This is a genomic window from Roseovarius albus (assembly GCF_900172335.1).
GTDB lineage: Bacteria > Pseudomonadota > Alphaproteobacteria > Rhodobacterales > Rhodobacteraceae > Roseovarius > Roseovarius albus.
The window spans coordinates 131,809-141,960 of the sequence record NZ_FWFX01000012.1; the positions used below are offsets into that span (position 1 = coordinate 131,809).

Consider the following 10,152-nt stretch of genomic DNA (forward strand, 5'->3'; position numbering starts at 1 on the left):
AACACAAGCTGCCCCGCCGGAGGCACATATACCGGCGCGCAGCACCCCATCCAACAATCCAAAACACACACCGCCAGAACGGCGAGATTAAGGGGGGTCTTGTAACACCCCCCTCCACGAATACGAAAGCGAAGGACAGCGTAAATGGACGGGTTTATCCTGCATTCTGGGTTCGATGGGTTGAAGTTCACCATTCAAGCCGACATTCCCCCGGAACTCCGCGAGAAGTTAACATCGGCCAAAGCCCACGCCAAAGAAACCTACAGCGATTGCGAATTGAAATTTGGCTCCGTCTCTTTGCATGTAACCAACAAAGGCGCTCGAGGCTTTACCGCTCATACTGGTGACTACGGCGCGGTGTGGCTGTTCCAAGACCCGGAAGACCGCATTCCCAACAATCCCGGTATCACTGTTGATTTCCGAGCCTTTGGGCTTGCTACCGGTGGCCTAGAAGGGGCTGAACGGCATTTCCGATGCTGCATGGATGCGTTTGGGATCAAGTATGTAGAAACCCAACTACGTGCCGCCCGAGCAGACGTCGCCGTTGATGTACTTGCTCCGTGGTTTGAACCTGATCGCGAAGCCTTGGTTGTGCCGCCCGGAACCAAGATCACAGAATACACAGGCGTTGATGAAACCGCAACGATATCCAGCGGTGCGCGTGTCATCGGCCTTCGCGCCGGTGCCATCGCAAACCGCCAGCTCGCGATCTACGACAAACGCGCCGAAGTAATCCAAACCAACAAAATGGGCTGGCTCACGATCTGGAATGCGGCCCTTGAAGCGGCGAGCAAACCGCCGCTTGATCTGAGCGACCGAGACAAAAGTCAAGTTTGGCGCTTTGAGCTGCGCCTTGGCTCCAAACAACTGCGCAACCGTTTTGAAATGCGTAGCTGGCAAGACGTCCACAATATCATCGGAGACGCCTTTACAGATGCATTATCCCGTATCCGCTACACAGACCCGACCACAGACACCAACCGCGCCCGCTGGCCCACACACGGACTCTGGAGGCTGTATGAAGACGTGATCGGCAATGACCTATTGCACAACTGTGCGGGCGTATTGCCCAGCGACGTCATCCAAGCCAATCGCATGGCAAAAATGCGCGAATTAGACGCGCAGTTATTAGGGTTATTCATCACTCGCGCCGCAATCTCAGAAGTTGAGGCCAGCGGTTTCGAAGCATTCATGGAAACACATATTGAATCTCTTGGCCGGAGAATAGAAGAGCACTCGCAGCCTCTAAGTGAAAGAATTGCAAAAGCTCAAAGACGGTACCGGTTTACCTGACGAATGAAACAGGCACTTTCTGCATTCTCATTGCAGCACTACTTTCATGTCAAAAGCGTTCGCAACTAAACCTTCAGGTAACTTCAGCGGCTTATATGAGGTCCGCTATTGCTTGCGCTTCTAGAGCGGTCTCCACCCGATGCATAATAATGTCGTAGTCCTCGTCCGGGTCAGACCGTTTTAGGTGCGGCAACAGCTCTTCGAACTGCTGGTATATTTGTCTGCGCGTGAACGCTCTTTGGTTCAAACATTGTTGCAGTGCTAGAACTTCCAGATTGTTAAACCCAGCTCTGATGCACCGCGACAAATTTGCTATCACCGGTGGTATTTCCTCAGGCTTTTCGGCTTTTGCCTGCTGATACTCCAATAACTTGGCTGGAAGGCTAAACGCGTAGGATAAATCTGGGATGCAACGTAGAGCAAAACGTCTTGCCGCCATACACTTGCCAAGACCATTGGCCCTACCGTGAAACGCCCCCTCAAGAGTCTTGAGCGGATGTCCTGCAATCCAAAGATTTGTCAGTTCTTGGAGCTTCGGCACAGCAAAGTTACGCCGTGCTTCGTGGTCTTCAGTCATTTCAAATTTCTTACCGAATAATCTGTTCAGATTCTCCGCTCGAAAGCTGGCGGTAAAGGCCGCCGTGTCTTGGGACAACCACCCAAACAACAAATCACTCCACATCTGGATATCAGAGCTTCCAATATCTGTTCGGTCCGACAAAAATGCTTCCAGAGATGTCACCACTGAAATTGGAAAACCAAATAAAGCCGCAACGTTTTGAACCGCATCCAATTCCACATCAGATGTTAAGCCTGCCTCAGTAGCAAAGTTGGTGACTGCCGCGACGCGTTCTGCCACCCAGTCGCCGTCACCATCACGCCGCGCCCGAAACCCCGAGAGAGAATGGGCCACAACCTGATCGAGGCCCGAAGCACTATCCGAGCCGCCAGAACTGACCAGTCGAGAGATACAGTATTTTGCAAGTTCATCCTCTTGGTCTGCACCTTCATGGATTCGATCCATTACATCCATCAATGGATCATCGATGTCCAAACATTGGTCAGACTGCCCAAATATCGAAAGCAGCGTTGTCCAATGCTGTCCGATTGTTTTTTCACCAATATTGATACCGACGACTCGCCCAGGCACCACCAACACCATTCCGTTCGCAATCATCCCGGCCCGTCCCGCTCGGCCAGCCGCATTCAGAAGTTCTTGAGCTTCAAGAACCTCACGCTTTTTCAGCGCTTCGTCGAATCGGCTATCTTCTGCGATAATCACCATTTCACTAGGTAAATTCATTCCCTGTGCAAGAGTCGACGTGGCGCAGAGAACTGACAATCCGTTCGGGCGTTTGTATAGAGATTCCACAAGCCTACGTTCCTCCGGAAGCAACAAGCCATGATGGATCGACGCTCTTGTTTCAACGATACCATCCTTGCTCACTAGATAGAGGCAATCGCTGTCCCCAAATTCTTGAACTGCTGCGCGGTGCAAGCTTGCCTCATTTGGAGTGAGCTCAATTTTGGTTTTTTCCAGCCTACCATTTACTTTATTTGCAGCGCTGTTTGCATTCTTGATCGTTTGGAAGAAAATCAGGGTCTTTACCCCCATCTGTGCACTTTTCGAACCGATCGCTGCAGAAACCTCGCCAGAATTCGGGGTCAGTCGCCAGCCTGCATTCACCCCCAACAAGACTTCTTCGTCCAAAAGCGGCTGTAAGCTATAGTCATTTGCGTTCCGTGTCGCCCAAGTTTGGTGCAGGCTGAAAAAACCAAGGCACTGAGCGCCAACCGCTTGCTTGGCACGAGAGGGCACTCCTCTCGTCGCGGCACCTTCATTAAGCCATCGAAGCCTCGCTTTAAGGTTTGATAAATCGCCTTCGTCATATACCACACAGCCCCGAATTTGCCGGGTCGGCTTCCATGCAAGCGATAACGACAAGCACGGCCTGCCTGTCAGATCAGCCACCCACGCAGCCAATTCGTCAGTGTTTTTCATCATTGCAGACAGCAGAAGCACATCGATCTGATCGGCCAGTCGAATGAGATTTAGCAGGCAAAGCATCGCATCAATGGGGCGTCTATCTTCCGGTCTATCAGACGGGTGTAATAGATGACATTCATCAAACACAACTAGTCCGACATTTGCAAACTCTTGCTGGTCAAAACTCATTTGGGCCAAACAGGCTTCGGGTGTTAGGACAAGAATTTCTGCGACCTCATCCCCACCAAAGGCCGCCAAAAATGGGTCGGATTGCTCCCGCCCGATTTCAGCAGCTGGAAAGGCCTTGGACAGAGACGTAGCCGTTTGATCCACCAACGCCAACGTCGGTGCAAGAAAGACAACTTTGGTGCCTGCCAACATCGCAGCGTTGATTTTTAACTCCGACAGAGTGGATTTGCCTGCACCCGTTGGAAAGCCGACAACCGATGACGTGCCAATTTCTAGATAACCTTCTCCAATGGCCTGTCTATGGTTGCGCCACAAATAAGGACGCTCAGCCGCTACTTTACGCAAACTGTCATGCCATTGCCCCCCATCCAAGCCCTCCGGCGGCGCGATGCCGACAACAGAGCTGTCTAGCAAGTCCTTGGCAAGAGCAGCCATCAAGGTCGCCAAATGGAAGGGCCCCGCAAACGCGACCACCTCATCTGTTTCGCCATCTTCAAAAACATCTATTTTGTCGGATATGCACAAATCCCGTATCGACATAAACAAACCATAAGCATCTTCTGCACTATGACCGAGTTGACCGCTCAATTGTCGAGCGAGGATTTGTATTCCAAACAATATACGCCGATAAAGCGCTGCTACCGCTATATCAGCAATGTCTTGCCCATCAAGATAACCAAGCTCAGGGTTGTCCGCTTCTATGATTGACTGGAGATTGCCTCTGGCAAGTGCCCGTATCGCTGCAATCAACGCTCGCCGCATTCGATCATCATCATCCAGCCGCAGATGGTCTGCGGCTTCACAAGCGTCCGCCGTTGCTTCAGCAATCATAAACAACAGGACTGTCGATATGTCTGGTGAAATTTCATTGCTTGTCAGCCTTGAGCTTTCCTCTTCGCGTTCTTGAAGTTGCTCAGCTTTGAATACCAATTGATGTGCAGTTCCTGCGACAAAAGCCGCGGCAGAACGATCCTCTCGATCCAAATTGACACTCACAAAAGCTTCGTTGGTTCGTGCCAATCGCCGCATTTCTTCGACTACCGCATTCAGTGTCTCATCAGCTTCTGCTTCCTCAAGCGAGCGCAAACGAATGCGCGCAGATGAGATTTTCGCAAACGATTCTGAAAGTGTCTTCGCCAAATGTTCCCGATCCAACTCGGGTAACTCTGGCACCTGACTGATCAGTTGGGTAGTCTGTGGATCAAACATCAGCGCCCTCCAACTCATCCAGAACCGTCAGAGCTTTATCAACGACACAGTTCATCCACACCCTCAGGTCTTTGACATAAAGTGTTTCGGCACGCCGACGCTCAACATTGCCATCCACGTTGTCGTTATATCCTCTAAAAAGCCTTTTCAAACCTTCTTCAGAATTGTGTTCATCCCCAATTGTCACTGCAACACGATACGATCTGGCATCATCCCACAATACACCTACGACTGCGTCATCAGGATCGACATCTGGACGGGTTTCAAGCAAGGACGTCACACGCGACACCAATTCATGATCCCGCAATCCCGCTTCAAATGACGCAAATTCCGGCCAGACCTGACTTTGAACTTTGTTGCGTGAATTGGTGGTAGCTTTATCTTCACAAAGCATGGCCTTGCAGACTTTACCTGTCGTCTTGTCGATATGCAGGTGCAGACCGTCAAATCCCTTATCAGCGTGCTGCATATGGGGGGGCGCGATAAGCTCTCCAGTGCTGCTTAGATGCGCCGCTATCCATGAGATCACCTGAAACACCCACCCATCCCGATGCCACGGCTCAGCTTGTTTCGAAATCAGAAGAGAGCGTGCACCCTCATAGGCGCTAGCAAACGGAATGACATCCGCCGCCTGCGTAGCAGCTAAAATCTTTGCGACATGACGATATTGACCAAGCGCCACTCTGGCCAAATGGCGCGCCAGCATATCTTTGTCTTCGATGTTCCAGTCATAGCCGAACCAATGGTCTTCGTTATCAATGTTATTAAAAGTTATTGGCATTGCCGTTTCTACTTTATGCTGGAACAGCACATAAATTGCTGAGGTAATTACGTAGATATTCGCCAATGGGTTGCGCGCGAATGTTTTCCACAATGCAGCCGCGGGCTGTGAGTGCAAGCCCTAAAACTGAGGTGTCTCAAAGATTGCCACAGATCGACAAACGAGAATTCTTTCAAGATCCGCTCTGAGCCGATTCATTAAAGATCAAGTGTGGCATTCTTAGCGCTCCGCGTTTTGCCTTCACTTGCTTCCACAGTGCTTCCACGAGAATGATGGCAACGCAAAAGGCCACCCGAAGGTGGCCTTTAAGCTACTGTTAAGTAACGTCTAAATTGGTTGCGGGAGTAGGATTTGAACCTACGACCTTCAGGTTATGAGCCTGACGAGCTACCGGGCTGCTCCATCCCGCGCCAATTCAGGTGGCCTATCTAGCTCTGTCAGATTGGAACTGCAATGCCAATCTGACACATTTCTTCAAAAAAATTAGAATGGAATTTTAACGGGGCAAAAGGCTTGAGTTTAGGCGCAAAAGAAGGATCTTCGCCTGTTCAGTGCATACCTCAAACCCATGCGGTCGGTATAATTTTTATATCGAAATACAATTCGCTGATAACTGTTGTTTACAGGGCCAAGAGTTTTCGACAATGAATTCTTATGAAGGTTACGATTCGTCATTTGAGCTATTTCGCCGCGCTGTGCCAACACGGGCATTTTGGGTTGGCAGCACAGTCGATTAATGTGACGCAGCCTGCTCTATCGGTGGCGATAAAGGAACTGGAAGAGATCATCGGCGCAACGTTGATTGATCGCAGCTCCCGCCCGTTCCAACCCACGACCCATGGACGCGACGTGCTGCAGAAGGCGCACAAAATTCTGACGGATGTGGAATCCCTTGAACAGACTGCGGGGAGACAACGTGGCCGCGATGGGCCCTTTGATCTTGGGGTGATTCCGACGGTCGCTCCTTATCTACTGCCCAAAGCACTTGAACTGATACAGGAACAATTGCCCAGGCTCGAGATTAGGATCCGCGAAGCGCAAACCGAAGTATTGCTAACGGAGCTGGAGGCCAATCAGCTAGACGCCTGCATTTTGGCGACACCCTCCCCAAACTCAGGCCTCCAGGAACAGGTCCTATTTCGGGATCGGTTTGTTCTAGCCTTGCGTCAAGAACAGGCCGCCGAACTGGGCCTACAAGACGGGAAGGTCGAACTCACCGATATGGCACCCTTGAAGCTGCTCTTGTTATCCGAAGGGCATTGCTTGCGTGAACAGGCACAAGATTTGTGCCGCTTTGCCACCCAAGAGGTACTCAACCAAATCGGAGCCAGTTCGCTCCAAACCCTCGCGGGCCTAGCCACCAGCGGTTACGGAGCAACACTGATGCCTGAGATTGCATTGGACGACGCCCTGCTGTCTGGATCACTGGCAATCTTGCGACTAGCTGCACCGGAGCCAGACCGGGCCATAACTCTGGTCAGCAAACGCCACCCTAAAACAGCGCTGGACTTAGCTCCGCTCGCTCACACTTTAGCCCAAGCCGGTAGTCAGTGCATCGCACAGACCCGCGCACAGCTTGGACCGTAGCCACTTGTTACCTTTGCCGCATGATCCCAAGGCCGCGACGGCGCACCAACTTGCGCCCTCGCACAGCCTCGCGGAATACAATTAGAAGGCCCGCACCGACAATCAGGGTCAAGCCGATCCAGGTGCTCATGCTGGGCAAGGAAGCAAAGAACACATAACCCCATAGAATTGACCACGGCAGATAGGTGTACTCAAACGGTGTGACGACACTTGCCTCGGCCACTCGATATGCCTGTGACAGGCAATAGAACCCGATGGCGGATATCAATCCAAGCGCCAAAAAATAGATCCAATGCCCGGACTCCGGCCAGATCCAGCCACGATAGAGGAACGCCAAACTCGGATGGGGTGAGACATTTTCAATATTTGAAAAGACCAAGCCCAAAATTGCACCATAAGCAATGAAAACAACGATGGTGAACAGAGTCATCGACCCGCCATTCGCGGTTTTACCGATCTTGCGAGTCACGATAATAGACGTTCCGTATGATATCGCAGCCCCCAAGGCTAAAACGGCAGCCGGTTCAAATACACCCGAACCGGGCTGTACGATCACCAGAACCCCGGCAAGGCCTACCATAACCGCGAACCATCGAAAGGCCCCGATTTTTTCGCCCAGAAAGAACATGGCGAAGATCGTGACAAAGATTGGGGTTGAGAAGGTGATCGCCGCGGTTTCGGCCAGGCCGATGGCTGCTAAGGCCATATAATACACGATATAAGACGAGAAGGCCGCGCTTGCCCGAAGAAGCTGTAACCAGATTGAGCCCAGCTTGAGTGGAAAGATCCCACCATCAAACTGCGCCAGCAGGGCCACTAGCGGCAAGGCGATCACACCGCGTATGAACACGATCTGGTGCACCGCATACTCACCGCTAAAACTTTTGATAATCACGTCCTGCAGGGGAAACACCGTGGATGCGATCAAAAGGAAGGTGATCCCCAAAATTGGCCGGGAATCTGGGGTGTCATCTACATTGGAAGCTGCATCTGTCATCCCTCGCACTCCTGCAATTTCTAAAGAGCAGGATGACAGAAAACGGCGTGCTATCTTCGCCAACCGCGACACGGTGGTGTCGCAGTTATCCCAATATTTATCGAATTGAAGGCTAGTTTTTTGTGCTTCGTGGGCCAGAAAAATCAGTTCGTCGGGATCGAGACCCGGAACTGTACAGTTTCCAGGCCGGGGTTATCGCTATAGATCCCCGCGTTCGAGCGGTGATCAACACTCAGCCCCATGCGCACGCCTTTTTTGTTCTGATAGCCTACCTCGATCCCGGAGCGGAATTCAATCGGCCCTCCTAGATCAGCACCGTCACCCTCTTCGTACAGGCCGGCCATAGCATGTAACTGTGTGTACAGACGGTCATTGGCGATCGAGAAAGTTACCGCTTGGCCGACACCGGCCCACAACTCACCGTCGGTGCTGGCCGATACCCCCCAGATCCATTGGAATGGGCCGGTCGCAAAACCGGTATCGCGGCGATAATAAACCTCTTCACCCACAGATTCTTCCTGAAAGACCGTCTCACCTACGGCCAAGGTATTGTATGCTTGCACATCCTGTTTCGCGAGGCAGCCCTCGTTGGGGCAGTGATTGAAGCCAGCGTCAATCAAACCGGCAATAAGAAACACAACGCCAAATGTGCCATCGGTGATGAATGCTAAATCTGACATATTCGCCTCCCTGCAAATCAGTCGATAGCGTTGATGGAACAGATCAGAAGCGGAGTCCAGTCAAACCCATATGCGGTGACCGCATAGTCCTCAGTTGTGACCTCAATGCTCGGCATATCCGCGAACAGACGTTACATGTTGCCCCCGACTCTTTCATGTCAGCCACACCCAGCGACGCGGGAATGATTTCGGGATCATGCTATACAGATAGAAATTCAACACGCATTTGGATGAAAAAACTCTCAAGGAACATAAGATGATACGTGTTTTGTTCGTTAATCTTCAAAGATTGGAGTCTCACCTCTACTTGACTTCTGGTTGATGCACGCCCTTTTATCTGCTCATGAAAGTTTGTGCATTAACTATGGTTTATAAGGGGTACTGGCATTTTGAGTGCTGGATTCGGCATTATTCCAAAATACTAGGCCGACAAAATCTGTTTGTTGTCCTGCATGGCGCAGATGATCGGGCTCAGCGTATCGCAAACGGCTGCAATGTCATCACAGTGCCTCGGGAAAGTTATCTTGAAAGATTTGATCGCAAGCGTTTTTTTGCTCTAAGCAATTTCCGGGATTTTCTACTCGCGTCTTATGACATCGTTCTGCAATCTGACGCCGACGAACTTCTTTTCGCTGATTGCGAAGACGGCTTACTGGGTGCACTAAAGCGCCTGCCAGATCAGCCTGCGATTTTCACGCTTGGGTTCGAGCTTATCGAGGTGGAGAATGATAATCTTGTTTCTGATGAATTTTCATTACTCAGCCAACGTAGAAACGGTATTTTCTTTGGAAAATACACCAAAGCCAGCGTCTTTCGAAAGAAAGGCGTTAAAGTCATGATGCACGGGTATTCCACGGATGAGATCGCTAGTGGAAAGCATGGGTATGCTCTTGCAGATGATATTTATTTGGCACACCTGCGTTTCAGCAACACATATGCACTAAGCAGCGCAAATGCAGGCAAACAGGATCTTATCGAACGCGTTGAAATAGCCCCAAGTCGTGATTGGACAGATCCTGAGACGACCCGGGAGAAATTACTTACGAAATTTGATAAAGCAGAGCTTTTGGATTTCTCTCTAGCGGCACAACACGCTCGCCGAGCCCTTGGTACCGGAGTCAGAAGAACTCGAATTGGGCGTCACGTACTTCATGCTCCGCCGCAGCTGATGCCACATCGCTTTATTTTGCCAGATCGTTTTTCGGATTACTGTTAAGAATTAACTGACAAAAAAATTCAGTTAGTGGATATCGCTTAGGCCAAAAATCTCGCCAGCTTATCCAAATTTTTGAGTCGTCTATCATCCACAAAAAGAGCTTCGCTTGGGGGGCGGCTGTTTTGTATTTTTTGATTTTGTCATCGATTGAGAGATACGGGGGATTTTATTAGGTTTGGCGGTGACTTACTCTCCCACGCCTTAAGACGCAGT

At 50.8% G+C, this 10,152-nt stretch carries 7 protein-coding genes and 1 tRNA gene; 3 read left to right on the top strand and 5 right to left on the bottom strand.

Annotated features, from left to right (window positions below):
- The first annotated feature begins 144 nt into the window (after window positions 1–144).
- Entirely contained in the window at window positions 145–1,293 is a 1,149-nt protein-coding gene (locus tag ROA7450_RS16705; RefSeq protein ID WP_085807086.1) for a hypothetical protein, read from the top strand.
- Between the two features lie 91 nt (window positions 1,294–1,384).
- Here the strand turns inward: ROA7450_RS16705 and ROA7450_RS16710 are convergent, their stop codons facing one another.
- The 3 genes from ROA7450_RS16710 to ROA7450_RS16720 form a co-directional block, all read right to left on the bottom strand.
- Entirely contained in the window at window positions 1,385–4,678 is a 3,294-nt protein-coding gene (locus ROA7450_RS16710; RefSeq protein WP_159454082.1) for a DEAD/DEAH box helicase, read from the bottom strand.
- Window positions 4,671–5,459 carry a hypothetical protein gene (locus tag ROA7450_RS16715; RefSeq protein WP_085807100.1) on the bottom strand — a complete coding sequence of 263 codons (789 nt, stop codon included), beginning with the start codon at window positions 5,457–5,459 and terminating at the stop codon, window positions 4,671–4,673. The genes ROA7450_RS16710 and ROA7450_RS16715 overlap by 8 nt, the downstream gene beginning before the upstream one ends.
- A gap of 333 nt (window positions 5,460–5,792) precedes the next feature.
- Window positions 5,793–5,869, bottom strand: a tRNA-Met gene (locus tag ROA7450_RS16720).
- A 244-nt stretch (window positions 5,870–6,113) separates the two neighbouring features.
- Here ROA7450_RS16720 and ROA7450_RS16725 point away from each other — a divergent pair.
- The gene (locus ROA7450_RS16725; protein ID WP_085807088.1) at window positions 6,114–7,046 is read left to right on the top strand and encodes a hydrogen peroxide-inducible genes activator; all 933 of its coding nucleotides are present in this window, start codon (window positions 6,114–6,116) and stop codon (window positions 7,044–7,046) included.
- Window positions 7,047–7,053: 7 nt separating this feature from the next.
- On the opposite strand, the gene ROA7450_RS16730 is transcribed toward ROA7450_RS16725, so the two are convergent.
- Both ROA7450_RS16730 and ROA7450_RS16735 read right to left on the bottom strand, forming a co-directional pair.
- On the bottom strand, window positions 7,054–8,043 hold the full coding sequence (locus ROA7450_RS16730; RefSeq protein WP_085807089.1) for a DMT family transporter: 990 nt from the start codon (window positions 8,041–8,043) through the stop codon (window positions 7,054–7,056).
- Window positions 8,044–8,186: 143 nt separating this feature from the next.
- Window positions 8,187–8,723 (bottom strand): acyloxyacyl hydrolase, encoded by a 537-nt coding sequence (locus tag ROA7450_RS16735; protein WP_085807090.1) that lies wholly within the window; start codon window positions 8,721–8,723, stop codon window positions 8,187–8,189.
- Window positions 8,724–9,066: 343 nt separating this feature from the next.
- On the opposite strand from ROA7450_RS16735, the gene ROA7450_RS16740 reads away from it, so the two are divergent.
- Window positions 9,067–9,939, top strand: coding sequence for a glycosyltransferase family protein (locus ROA7450_RS16740; RefSeq protein ID WP_143534500.1), 873 nt, complete (start codon window positions 9,067–9,069; stop codon window positions 9,937–9,939).
- Window positions 9,940–10,152: the final 213 nt, after the last annotated feature.